The 12,274-nt window shown below is 35.5% G+C and carries 12 protein-coding genes; 4 read left to right on the top strand and 8 right to left on the bottom strand.

What is annotated here, in order from left to right:
- Nucleotides 1–5: 5 nt before the first annotated feature.
- From floA to JAZ75_RS03165, 4 genes are all read left to right on the top strand, one after another.
- Nucleotides 6–995, top strand: a complete 990-nt coding sequence (floA, locus tag JAZ75_RS03180) for a flotillin-like protein FloA (protein ID WP_021188810.1) — start codon at nt 6–8, stop codon at nt 993–995.
- Between the two features lie 143 nt (nt 996–1,138).
- Complete coding sequence (locus tag JAZ75_RS03175; protein WP_208700211.1) at nt 1,139–2,440, top strand: DUF3472 domain-containing protein; 1,302 nt, start codon at nt 1,139–1,141, stop codon at nt 2,438–2,440.
- 484 nt (nt 2,441–2,924) lie between these two features.
- A complete protein-coding gene (locus JAZ75_RS03170; protein ID WP_206368672.1) occupies nt 2,925–3,443 on the top strand; it encodes a KdsC family phosphatase in 519 nt (172 codons plus the stop codon).
- Between the two features lie 3 nt (nt 3,444–3,446).
- Nucleotides 3,447–4,025 (top strand): Maf family nucleotide pyrophosphatase, encoded by a 579-nt coding sequence (locus tag JAZ75_RS03165; RefSeq protein ID WP_208700209.1) that lies wholly within the window; start codon nt 3,447–3,449, stop codon nt 4,023–4,025.
- Nucleotides 4,026–4,060: 35 nt separating this feature from the next.
- Here JAZ75_RS03165 and JAZ75_RS03160 read toward each other — a convergent pair whose 3' ends face one another.
- From JAZ75_RS03160 to JAZ75_RS03125, 8 genes are all read right to left on the bottom strand, one after another.
- On the bottom strand, nt 4,061–6,994 hold the full coding sequence (locus tag JAZ75_RS03160; RefSeq protein ID WP_208700207.1) for a TonB-dependent receptor domain-containing protein: 2,934 nt from the start codon (nt 6,992–6,994) through the stop codon (nt 4,061–4,063).
- 97 nt (nt 6,995–7,091) lie between these two features.
- Nucleotides 7,092–7,535 carry a hypothetical protein gene (locus JAZ75_RS03155; RefSeq protein WP_021188816.1) on the bottom strand — a complete coding sequence of 148 codons (444 nt, stop codon included), beginning with the start codon at nt 7,533–7,535 and terminating at the stop codon, nt 7,092–7,094.
- 126 nt (nt 7,536–7,661) lie between these two features.
- Entirely contained in the window at nt 7,662–8,423 is a 762-nt protein-coding gene (trpA, locus tag JAZ75_RS03150; RefSeq protein WP_168128235.1) for a tryptophan synthase subunit alpha, read from the bottom strand.
- A 3-nt stretch (nt 8,424–8,426) separates the two neighbouring features.
- Nucleotides 8,427–9,611 (bottom strand): tryptophan synthase subunit beta, encoded by a 1,185-nt coding sequence (gene trpB, locus JAZ75_RS03145; protein ID WP_021188818.1) that lies wholly within the window; start codon nt 9,609–9,611, stop codon nt 8,427–8,429.
- The gene (locus JAZ75_RS03140) at nt 9,592–10,230 is read right to left on the bottom strand and encodes a phosphoribosylanthranilate isomerase (protein WP_132843743.1); all 639 of its coding nucleotides are present in this window, start codon (nt 10,228–10,230) and stop codon (nt 9,592–9,594) included. Before JAZ75_RS03140 ends, trpB begins: the two co-directional genes overlap by 20 nt.
- Nucleotide 10,231: 1 nt before the next feature.
- Nucleotides 10,232–11,221, bottom strand: a complete 990-nt coding sequence (gene trpD, locus JAZ75_RS03135; protein ID WP_132843741.1) for an anthranilate phosphoribosyltransferase — start codon at nt 11,219–11,221, stop codon at nt 10,232–10,234.
- Between the two features lie 208 nt (nt 11,222–11,429).
- The gene (locus JAZ75_RS03130) at nt 11,430–11,894 is read right to left on the bottom strand and encodes a hypothetical protein (protein ID WP_168128233.1); all 465 of its coding nucleotides are present in this window, start codon (nt 11,892–11,894) and stop codon (nt 11,430–11,432) included.
- Nucleotides 11,895–11,974: 80 nt separating this feature from the next.
- Nucleotides 11,975–12,196 (bottom strand): DUF2795 domain-containing protein, encoded by a 222-nt coding sequence (locus JAZ75_RS03125; RefSeq protein ID WP_021188822.1) that lies wholly within the window; start codon nt 12,194–12,196, stop codon nt 11,975–11,977.
- Nucleotides 12,197–12,274: the final 78 nt, after the last annotated feature.

Below are 12,274 nucleotides of genomic sequence, written 5' to 3'. Positions count from 1 at the left end.
ATCAAATGGATCCAAATTTTTCTTTCGCTTTAATGATTATAGGCTGTATTGTAGCCTTGTTTCTATTGCTTTATTTATTACCTGTAAATCTTTGGTTTACCGCACAGCTTTCTAATGTTAAAATTAGTTTATTGAACTTGGTTTTGATGCGATTACGTAAAGTACCACCTTCTTTGGTCACTAACGCAATGATAATCTCAACAAAAGCAGGACTAAACATCACATCTAATGAAATTGAAACCCATTATTTGGCGGGGGGAAATGTTAATAGAGTAATTAAAGCTTTAATATCCGCCGATAAGGCAAATATTCCTTTGAGTTTCAAGCTTGCTACAGCTATTGATTTGGCTGGTCGTGATGTATTTGATGCTGTGCAGTTATCAGTAAATCCTCAAGTTATTAATACACCTCCAGTGGCAGCTGTTGCTAAAGATGGAATTCAATTAATAGCGAAAGCAAGAGTAACTGTTCGCGCCAATATCAATCAATTAGTTGGTGGTGCCGGCGAAGAAACTATCTTAGCGCGCGTCGGTGAAGGTATCGTAACAACGATAGGCTCGTCGGAAAGTCATAAGCAGGTCTTAGAAAATCCAGATCGAATCTCTAAAACTGTTCTTTCAAAAGGACTTGATAGCGGTACGGCATTTGAAATATTATCTATTGATATTGCAGATATAGATATCGGTGAAAACGTAGGAGCAAAATTGCAGACAGATCAAGCTGAAGCTGATTTGAAAGTTGCTAATGCAAGAGCAGAAGAGCGTAGAGCAATGGCTGTTGCAAGTGAACAAGAGATGCGTGCCAAGGCACAGGAAGCAAGAGCGAAAGTTATTGAGGCCGAAGCACAGTTGCCATTAGCTATGGCGGAAGCTTTTAGAAATGGAAATTTGGGTGTAATGGATTATTATAAGATGCAAAATATACAGGCAGATACAGACATGCGAACTTCTATTTCCAAACCTGGACATGATACCAGAGGACAGCAGAAAGATTAAAAGCTGATGTAACAGATTTTTTATACGAATCAACAACCGATTGCAGTTAAAATGCAATCGGTTGTTTTTTTTTAAATATTTTGGACTGTTCTATATTCCTATTCCTATCATTATATTTAGTGCTATAATTAATTATTATAAACATGAAATCAATAAAAAAGTTATTATTTCTCTTCCTTTCTTTGAATCTGACGCTAGCTTACGCACAGTCTTTGACATCGGGAAAAGAGAATTTTGTCCCTATTGGAGGTAATAGTTGGGAGTATCCGAATAGCAATCATAGAGAATCTATTGTAAAGAATGGAAAGATTGAAAATTGGAAAGACAATAAACGGACAGTAAAGACATTTGTTCGCTTTGGTAAAACTGGTCAGGTAAATCTTTCCGTTCAGGTACTTGAAGCCAATGCTGGTGGGAAATTCACTTTTACATTCGCTGGTAAAAGCGTTGATGTAACAATAGAACCGAATCAAAAAGGACTGATCAATGTTGCTGATTTTAGTATTGCGGATACCGGATATCACGCAATTGAATTAAAAGCAAAAACTACAGCTTCATTGTATCCGACAATAGGTGGTTACGTTTTGAAAGGAACAGCTTCCGATGGTCAGATGAACTATGTTAAAGATAATGAAGATAATTTCTTCTACTGGGGTAGAAGAGGGCCGTCGACCCACATGGGATATCAGCAACCGAAAGATAAGAATATAGAATATTATTATAACGAAGTTACTGTTCCAAACGGTAGTGATGTGGAAGGATCTTATTTTATGTCCAATGGTTTTAATGTAGGATATTTTGGTATGCAGGTAAATAGCAGTACAGAACGTCGTGTCTTATTCTCCGTATGGAGTCCTTTTACAACAGATGATCCTAAAGAAATTCCTGATGACCATAAGATAATTTTGAAAACAAAAGGTCAAACTGTTCATACAGGCGAATTCGGAAACGAAGGCTCTGGTGGACAAAGCTATTTGAAATTTAATTGGAAAGCCGGAAGTACTTATAAATTCTTATTGCGAGGTAGACCTATTGCAAATAATTATACTGCTTATACTGCTTGGTTTTATGCGCCTGAAGTAGGTAAATGGCAAATTATAGCCGAATTTGAACGTCCTCAGACGAATCAATATTTAACAGGCTTTCATTCTTTCTTAGAAAATTTTAACCCTGATCAAGGTATTTATCAACGGGAGGTACAGTTTTCAAATCAATGGGTAGCCGATGACAAAGGGGACTGGTTCGAATGTACTGAAGGTAGATTTACCATTGATAATACTGGCCGTAAAGGTTACCGTATGGACTATGCCGGTGGCGTAAATGAGAAAGGGTTTTATTTAAAGAATTTTGGATTCTTTAATAAGTATGTTCCGTTTGGTAGTAAATTTATTAGAAAAGCAACAGGAGCGAAGCCTAATATTGATTTCAAATCACTTCCAAGATAATAACGTTTTTTTAAGGAATTATAGCTGTAAATAGTTTATTTGCAGCTATTTTTTTGTCTTGCTAGTTGTTTAAAAAACAAAACCCTGGTGATGGGCACCAGGGTTTGTTACTAACCAATTATAAACCTAAATTATGAAAAGACATTTTTAATAATCACTGTTTTTAAGTAGTGATTTGATACAGCAAAATTAATGATAAACATTTGATATTATGTTATGTGAATGTCATTTCAAATATTTCTTGATGTCATTCATCATTATTCCCCTGCAATAGATAACCTTAATTATCTCCTACAAAGATACATCAAAAAACCTATTTATTCCAAATGTTTTTGAATTAAAGTTGTCTCCACAATATGTGTTGTGACATTAATATGATTTTTTGTCTATTTGTAATAATAAGTTGTCTTAATAGCTGTAAATTTTGTATTATTTTATATTGTATTTCGAATTATATATTACTTATTTTTGAAAGAAAACAGCTATGATTTTTGATAATCTTAAAAAAGTGAAAGCTTTTGTATTGGACGTGGATGGTGTGTTGACTGATGGACGTGTGCTGGTCAATGAGGCTGGTGAACAGTTGCGCACTTTTAATATTAAGGATGGTTATATCATGCAGTTAGCTGTTAAGCGGGGTTATCCAATCATCATTATTACAGGTGGAAATTCTACTGGTGTTGTTAAAAGACTAAAGGGGTTAGGTGTTCAAGAAATTCATTCAGGAATCTCCGATAAGATTGGAAAGCTGAATGAAGTCCTGGCTTCACTGAGCCTGAATTTTGAAGATATCCTTTATATGGGAGATGATATGCCAGACTTTGACTGTATGAAACTGGCTGGTCTAGCCACATGTCCTGCTGATGCTATTGAGGAAATTAAAGGAATTTGCCATTATATTTCTCCAAAAATTGGTGGTGATGGGGCTGTAAGAGATGTCATGGAAAAAGTATTAAAAATTCAGGGTAAATGGCAAATGGATACAACAGTCAAAAGTATATAAGTAATGATAAATTTAGAGAATAGACAAATAATACTGGGCTCTCAATCGCCGCGAAGAAGCCAATTGTTAAGTGAATTGGGTTTGAAGTTTGAAGTGGTGGTCCGCGAGACGGATGAAGTTGTCGATGAACTTCTAAAACCTATAGCGGTAGTGAAGGCCATTGCGACAAAAAAAGCTGAGGCTTTTCTTAATGATTTTGAAAGGGCTGTAATCATTACTGCAGATACTATTGTTGTTACCTCTGATCAAAAAATATTAGGAAAACCCAAAAGTAAAGCGGAAGCTTTTCACGTGTTAAAGATGTTATCTGGTGATATCCACGAAGTAATTACTGCAGTTTGTATTCTGGAAGATGAAAAATTAATTACTTTTTCGGAATCCACTGAAGTAGAATTTTATCCGCTTAGTGATGATGAAATTAATTTTTATATTGAAAAATATGAGCCATTTGATAAAGCGGGCTCTTATGGAATACAAGAGTGGATAGGTCGTATCGGGATCAAAAGTATCAAGGGAGAATATACAAATGTGGTAGGATTGCCAACAGCTCGACTCTATCAGGAACTAAAGAAACTAAAATAAAAAAGGGAACCGCTAACTTGGTTCCCTTTTTTATTTTAGTTGATATGAAATCTTACACCGGTGTAGAACATTCTTCCCGTTAATGGTCCCCATAATAGAGACGTGTCAAAGTAAGATCCAAATGGATCATCTGCTCCTAAAATTGGATTATGTTGGAAATAATTTGTTAAGTTTTCACCACCGACATAAATTGTGAAGTTTTTATTTTTTCCAAAATCTTTACTTACCTGCGCATTCATCGTTACATAAGCATTTGATTTTGTTGCTACCTGATATGCAACTGGGTTTTCTATTGTTGAAGGTATTCTTTTATCTCCTACAATATTTAAGGTATAGTCAAAGCTCCATCCTGATGAAGGTAATGTATAAGCTAGATTAGTAAAACCTCTGTGCTTAGCCAATAGCGGTTTACTTTTTCTACCACTTTCAAAGTCAGTTTGAACATCGAGTAAACGATATGCAAGTCTTGTTTCTAAACGAGGAAGAGGATTGAAACGTAATTCTGCCTGAAGACTATTTGAATATGATTTACCTGTTAAGTTATAAAAAGATATTTCTCTAGGGTTTTCATAGTCAACTACGACCTGATTTTCAAAACTGTTTCTAAATAACTCAACCGATGCAGTTGCCTCTCTGTTGAACAATCTGAAACTTTGATCAATTGTAAAGCCAGTATTCCAAGAAACTTCAGGATCTAATCCGTAAGCATTTTTAAAATTGTCTGGAGATTTGATAATTAATGTACGGCTACTTGCTAGTGCAGACATATTTTCGGCAATAATGTTAGCCGTTCTTTGCCCTCTACCAGCACTTAAACGCATTGTATTACCTGTAAAAGGTGCATAACGTAAATTTAAACGAGGTGTAGTAAACCAACCGTACAATGAGTTATAATCTTGTCTTAAACCTATTACGGCATCAAATTTTTCATTTGGACTGAAAGTATATTCTACAAAAGCACCGGAAACAGTTTCTTTTCTCTTAAAATTCTGAACATCCAGATATAACTCATCATAGTTATCATAATTTACCGAAGCTCCCACACGGTATTTGTGAGCTACAGTTCCGAGAACATCTTGAAATATCAAATTGGCATATCCATTCTGTTGTTCACCATTATAATTTTTTAGACCAAAATAACTTTTTTGATTATAGTTTGAACCTGCAAGTTGTAGACCTATACTGCGGTGTCTGTTTTCTGGAAATACATAGCCGATTTTAGCAAAACCTTCGATTCTTTCAATATCAAAACCTAGACCATATCTATTGGTAGTTCCTTTATCTGTTTTTTTGTTAAAATCTGTTTGACCACCTGTACGGTCATCATTTAAGTATTTAATTCCAAACTGTGCCATGAAGCCTTTTCCGTTTTCGTAGTTCCAACGGTTTACTCCGGAAAAGAGGTTTCCAACAGGGATATCACGAAAACCGTTATCACTGAAATTCATTGTTTTATTATACATGAAATTATCATGTAACAGGACAGCGGTAGACCAATTGTTGTTTATTTTTTGAGCTAAATTTAAGTTTACATCTGTTCTTCCCATGTTGTTTGCATAGGCATTGAAATAAAGTCTGTCCGAATTTTGCGGTTTTTTAAGTTCAACATTAATTTGTCCAGCCATGTTTTCATATCCATTTGCAACAGAACCAATGCCTTTTGCAATTTGAATAGATTCGATCCAGCTTCCAGATATCGAATTTAAACCTAGTGGGGCTGCTAAGCCTCTAGGGCCAGGTAAGTTCTCTACAGTAAGCTGTGTATATATACCGCTTAATCCTAGCATTTGAATCTGTTTAGAACCTGTTACAGCATCATTACTTACGACATCAACAGAAGCATTTGTTTCGAAACTTTCACTTAAATCACAACATGCAGCTTTAAATAGTTCTTTAGTTGTTAATACCTCTACACGTGCAGGATTCATTCGATTGATGAAGTTTGATCTTCTGCTTCCTGTTACTACCACCTCAGATAAGACATTGCTTTTTGCGTTTATCATCAATACTTCATGCAAGTCTTTTATAGTAATCGTATCCGATTGCATACCTGCAAAACTCACAACGATCTTCTTAAAATTTCCATGATGCTGTAATTTGAAAACACCATTTTCATTTGTTCTTGCATTTTTGCTTTTATCTTCTAACCAATGGATATTAACACCTGTGATTGGATTGAGGTCTCCTTTTTCATTTTCTTCAACAACTACGCCCGTTAAAATGTGGTTGTGATCATGATGATCATCTTTCTTTGCTTTTACATCCGTAATTTTACCGTTTTCCATTCTCGGATATAAACAACATTCATGTAATTGTTCATATACTTGATCATCGGCACGTACATTGTCTACATCGTGTCCAACGGCAGCAATGCTCTTTTTTATTTCTTCTAAAGGTGCTTTTTGATGATTATGTTTTACTAACAGCTCTTTTGTGTTCACATCCCAGATTGCTGATGTAACACCAGTAATAGTTGCTGCAGTTTCGATTCTTTTTTTACATAAAGCACAGTTTCCTGCTACATGCATAGTGGTTGTGCTATCAACAGAAACGGTTGTTGTAGCACTACTATTGTTTGTGGTAGCACTAACTGTTAATGGCGAAGCTTGAACTTTTTCTAATCTAGGATATAAGCAGCATTCATGTAATTCGGCATATGCTTTATCGTTTCCTCGTACATTCTCAACATCATGTCCGACAGCCGCAATGCTTTTTTTAATCGTTTCTAATGTTGATTTTTTAGCACTATATGTTAAGGACAGCTTCTGGGTATCTTCACTCCACACGGCGTTCGACACACCCGGAAGATTGGCTGCTTTTTCAATACGTTTTTTACACATACCGCAGTTTCCAGCGACATGTAATGTGACCGTACTGTCTTGTTTAGCAATATAAGAAGTGGCTTTCAGCGAAGTATTTGCAAGAAAAATAAATAGGGGTATAAGTGCGTATTTTAATATTTGTTTCATGATTTTTTTAAAATTTTGAAATAGTAGTATACTTCAGCTTTTATCGCTAAAGTGTGACCTTGGTTGTCTTTAAAAGACCTATTAAAAAATTTAAAAATCAGATTCTGAAGTTACAGTTTATCAAATAAGGAGAAATATCAGTTGCCGATATCGGTTTATTTGACGCGAAAACACATTTGGAATTGGCAATGTTTTCAAAGTAGTTTTGATTTATAATAATCCAGTTTAATACCAGAATGGCTGGACTGATAACCGGATAAACCTTTGCACTATCCGATGAAAAATGATTGTCGTCGACGTTTTTTAAATCGACAGAAACATTTTTACATTTATTATCTTCAGTTGATTTATGCTCTTCCGAAACAGGAGTTTTATGGCAGGCATCATTTTTTTTGCATAATGCACATTCTGCATGTGAGGCCTCGTCTTTATTGAGGGAGATGGATTGCGTTTCTCCATGACAAAAATGAAAGTACACAGTTGCACTAGTCGCCGTAAGGGAATAGTGAAAAATCAAGATAAGTATGATCAACTGTTTCATTTCGACAAAGCTAATAAACAACTTGCTCTCTTAAGCATTCTTGTTGTCATATTATTGCTACAATTTTTGTTCAGTTAGTAGAAGTTTATAAAAATAGTCCTTGATGGAGCAAGGACTATTTTTTGTTTAACCTTTTATTGATTTAATAAAATTAGGAATTTCATCTAAGTAATTGTCCTTCGTTAGTAGTTTCACAAATGCTGTACCTATAATAGCTCCTGTGGCAAACGATGTAGCTTGTTCAAAAGATTGTTTATTTGAAATACCAAATCCGATTGCAATTGGATTTTCAAGCTGCATATCTTTTATTCGCTGGAAGTAAGCAGTTGTTGTGTCTCCTACATTCAGTTCTGTCCCTGTAGTTGCATTAGAGGAGAGCAAGTAGATAAAGCTATTGGAAAGTTTATCAATCTTTCTAATACGTTCTTCTGAAGTCTGTGGGGTCACTATAAAAATATTGGCAACGTCATTCTTTTCAAATGTATCTTTATAAAGTTCTTCATATTCATACATCGGTAAGTCCGGTACAATTATTCCGTCAATACCCACCTTTTTGCAGTCAGCACAAAAGCGTTCCACACCATATTGTAATAAAGGGTTTACATACCCCATTAAAAATACGGGAATGGTCACATGCTTACGTAACTCTTTCAATTGTTCAAAAAGAATTTCTACTGTCATGCCATTCTTTAAAGCAACCTCGGAGCTATGTTGAATAGTGGGGCCATCGGCAACAGGATCTGAATAAGGGAAACCGATTTCTAAAAAATCAGCACCTGATTCCTCCAGCTTTTTGGCAATAGTTACTGTGCTATCAAGTGTTGGGTAACCAGCAGTATAATATATCGATAAGAGACCTTGATCCCCTGTTTTTTTTATTTTTCTCATCGTTTAAAAGCCAAAATATTTCATGTAATTGTCCAGATCCTTATCTCCGCGTCCTGACAGACAGATGACCACAGTATCATCTGGTTTTAAATCCATTTTTTCTAAGTATGCTAAAGCATGAGCACTTTCAATAGCAGGAATAATTCCTTCCAGTCTTGTGAGCAACAATCCTGCTTCCATTGCCTCTTTATCCGTCACGCTCACATAATTGCCGCGTCCGGATTTAAATAACCAGGCGTGCTGTGGACCAATTCCAGGATAGTCTAATCCCGCAGATATGGAGTATGGTTCTATAACCTGTCCATCTGGAGTCTGCATCAGCAATGATCGGCTCCCATGTAATACACCTTCTTTTCCAAGTGCCGTTGTTGCGGCAGACTCGCCAGAATCAACACCCAATCCAGCAGCTTCTACAGCAATCAGCTTTACTGATTCTTCATCTACAAAGTGATAAAACATACCTGCAGCATTCGATCCTCCACCTACACATGCTATTGCATAGTCAGGATTGGATTTGCCTGTTTTTTCTAAGAGCTGTTTTTTTGTTTCTTCAGATATGATAGACTGAAAACGAGCAACCATATCTGGGTAGGGGTGAGGCCCTACTACAGAACCAATGATATAATGTGTGTCAACGGGATTGTTTATCCAATCTCTTAAAGCTTCGTTAGTAGCATCTTTTAAAGTTTTGCTTCCCGATTGTGCTGGTACTACTTGTGCTCCCATCATCTTCATTCTGGCCACATTTGGTGCTTGGCGCTCAATATCGATGGCGCCCATGTAGACCACACATTCTAATCCTTTTAGTGCACATACAGTAGCAGTAGCAACACCGTGTTGCCCAGCTCCCGTTTCAGCTATGATCCTTTTCTTTCCTAGTCGCTGTGCAAGTAAGATTTGACCAATTGTATTGTTTATTTTATGAGCACCTGTATGATTTAGATCTTCTCTTTTTAAATATATATTACTCCCATATTTCTCGGATAGACGGCCTGCATAGTATAAAGGTGATGGTCTACCGACATAATCTCTTAGAAGTTGATTAAACTCTTCCTGAAAACTGGGTTCTTGAATAATATCTAAATATTTTTGACGTAGTTCTTCTACATTAGGGTATAGCATTTCTGGAATGTAAGCACCTCCAAATTGACCATAATATCCTTTTTCATTAACCTGGTACTTGCTCATAATTCATGTTTTTCAATGTCTGTTCTAATAATTCTACATTTTTTATTCCTGACTTAAATTCAAATTTTGAATTTAAATCGAGACCGTATAAACGAGGGTCGGAAATCTGGCTTGCCTCTCTTATATTTTCAGCACTTAAACCACCACTTAAAAAATAGGGTTTCTCTAATGGGTAGTTCCTCAATAAATCCCAGTCAAAGTGTATTCCCGAACCTCCATGGTTACTAGTCTTAGTGTCAAATAAAAAATAATCAGCAACCGATTCGTATGCGTTGAGAGATTGCCAATCAAAGTTTTCGTCAATGCCAAAAGATTTGATGACAAGAATATCTTTAGATTTTAACCTAAGACAAAAATCAGGATCCTCATGACCATGTAACTGAATTCCGGCTAATCCGTAATCACTGATTTTTTGTAAAATTTCCTGCTCGCTGGCATTTACAAAAACACCTATTTTTTTTATTCCTGGGATTGCCTTTATAAAATGGGCATCCAAAGCACTGACATATCGTTTTGATTTTTCATAGAAAATCAAACCCATATAATCGATCGGTAATTTAATGAGATCTAGCATATTATCCAGATCTTTCATGCCACAAACTTTAATTTTTAAGCTCATGTTATTTATTTATAAGTTTTTTGAAACTATTGAATGCTCTTCCGCTTTTAAGTGATTCTGCTGCTTCGGCCAAACAAGCTGCAAATGTTTTTTGCGGATCAAATGTATTGATAGCAAAGGCGGCATTTGTAAGTACTACGTTATTTTGAATGTCATTGCCATCATTGCTTATAATTTTCAAAAATGTGTCTGCCGCTTCATTGATTGTTTCCCCACTAGCTAAAGAAGCTGGTGCAACAATATCAAAGCCAAGTTCAGGAATACTGTAGTATTTTTCTCCAGCATTGGTTATAACTTTGAAATCACCTGTAAGTGATATCTCATCGTATCCATCCAGTGCATGTATAATCGAATATTGTTTTACTGAATCTTGATAGAGGTATCCATACAATCTTGCAAGCTCTAGACTAAAAACACCTACGGATTGAAATTTTGGATTCGCAGGATTCGTCAAAGGGCCTAGCATGTTAAAGAATGTTTTAACGGCCAACGCTTTTCGAATAGGTGCTACCGTCTTCATCGCAGGATGAAATAAAGGGGCATGTAAGAAGCAAATGTTGGCCTCATCCAGTTGTCTGTTTAGCTCGCCTTTATCGTTTGTAAATTGATAGCCCAAATATTCCATAACATTGGAAGAACCACAGCCCGATGAGACGCCGATATTACCATGTTTAGCGACATGATAACCTGCTCCAGCTACAACAAAGGATGCTAATGTAGAAATGTTGAAAGTGTTTTTTCCATCTCCACCTGTACCACATAAATCGATTAAATCATAACCGCTGAAGTCAAGCTGAAGACATAGATCGTACATCGCATCTCTAAATCCACCAAGTTCTTCCACACGGATACTTCGCATGCCGTAAGCTGTCATGAATGCAGCGATCTGATGGCTATCATATTTGCCCTCTGTGATATTGATGAGGATATCATAAGCCTCTTTTCTGCTGAATGATTTATATTCAAATAAATGCGCTAATATTTTTTTCATGGTATTATTAAAATAAAAAAAGGCTTACCTAAAAAGGCAAGCCTACTATTTTGATGTATAGATAAATCTAAGCAATAGTTCTTTGCCACAACAGTTTAACTGTTATGCCACCACCAAGACTTATTTAATACGTTTATATTCATTTCTTTATTGTAATAGCAAATATGGTTGATTATTTTAAAAAAAGCAAGTGATTTAGTGAATAATTTTAATATGTGACAAAATGTGCTAAATTATTTCCTTTTGAGACTAAAGTAAAGGATGCAATTTTGTCTGCTTCAAGATAAAGGGATACAATCAGCCTGTCTTTTATTTTAAGAAAGTAAATGTTCGACGCATTTTTTCCTTCTAAGTCGATATCCCTAGTTTCCTTTTTAGGAAGCTGATGATAGTTGAGATACTGAATTTGACTAATATCTTTCATCTGTATATTGAGACGGACTTCGTTTAGACTTGCTTCGAGATATTCAAAATATTCATCCGTAAGCTTTTTGTTGATGATGATGTGCTGACTTAAGATCACATCTGTAGCAATATTGGGGTCATTAAGAGCAGTGACAAATTTTTTCACAATAACCAAATTGGAATCAGGAACTCTGTTTTCCTGTGCAAAATTGATATTGGGAATCAGAAATGCCAAAAGTATACATGCACTTTTAAGATATGTTATCATATAGTGATAAGACTGCTATTTAGTGAAAAGGATTAAATCGTATAAAAAATGCCTTACAATTCAATGTAAGGCATTTTTTATTAATACTCGTCTTCGTTAAAGAAGAAATCATCCTTTGTAGGATAATCTGGCCAAATTTCTTCTATATTCTCGTAAGGCTCACCGTCGTCTTCTAAATCTTGTAAATTTTCGATTACTTCAACAGGAGCACCAGAACGAATACCATAGTCGATTAATTCATCTTTTGTTGCCGGCCAAGGGGCATCTTCTAAATGTGAAGCTAACTCTAATGTCCAATACATAATAAAAACAGATTAAGTTTTCAATTTTCGCAAAAATATAATTTAATTTGTCTTTAGCAAGTTATTTGTCATTTATTT

Origin of the sequence: Sphingobacterium sp. UDSM-2020 (assembly GCF_016132525.1) — a bacterium.
GTDB lineage: Bacteria > Bacteroidota > Bacteroidia > Sphingobacteriales > Sphingobacteriaceae > Sphingobacterium > Sphingobacterium anhuiense.
This window is presented reverse-complemented; position numbering and strand designations above follow the sequence as displayed.